Origin of the sequence: Pseudomonas sp. SIMBA_067 (assembly GCF_046534675.1) — a bacterium.
Taxonomy (GTDB): domain Bacteria; phylum Pseudomonadota; class Gammaproteobacteria; order Pseudomonadales; family Pseudomonadaceae; genus Aquipseudomonas; species Aquipseudomonas putida.
Genome location: NZ_JAWRYH010000590.1, coordinates 1 through 265, shown reverse-complemented (window position 1 = coordinate 265; position 265 = coordinate 1). Strand labels below are relative to the sequence as shown.

Genomic DNA, 265 nt, shown 5'->3' with positions numbered 1-265 from the left:
CCTGCACCACCGCCCTGAACCGCACCACTGCCCCCGGCATGCACTGCGCCAGTTGCGCCAACGCCAGCGGCGTCAACGCCCCCAGCCTCGGATAACCACCAATGGTCTGCCGGTCATTGAGCAGCACGATCGGCTGCCCATCTGGCGGCACCTGCACGGCCCCCAGCGGTATGCCTTCGGAAATCATCGGCGCGCCCTGATAGACCAGCTGCGGCCCCAGCAGGCGGATGCCCATGCGGTCGGCCCGGCTGTCCAGCGCCCAGTC

The 265-nt window shown here is 69.4% G+C and carries 1 pseudogene; it reads right to left on the bottom strand.

The annotated features are described in order from the left end of the window. A pseudogene (locus SB765_RS30455) lies at positions 1-265 on the bottom strand (allophanate hydrolase); the annotation flags it as partial.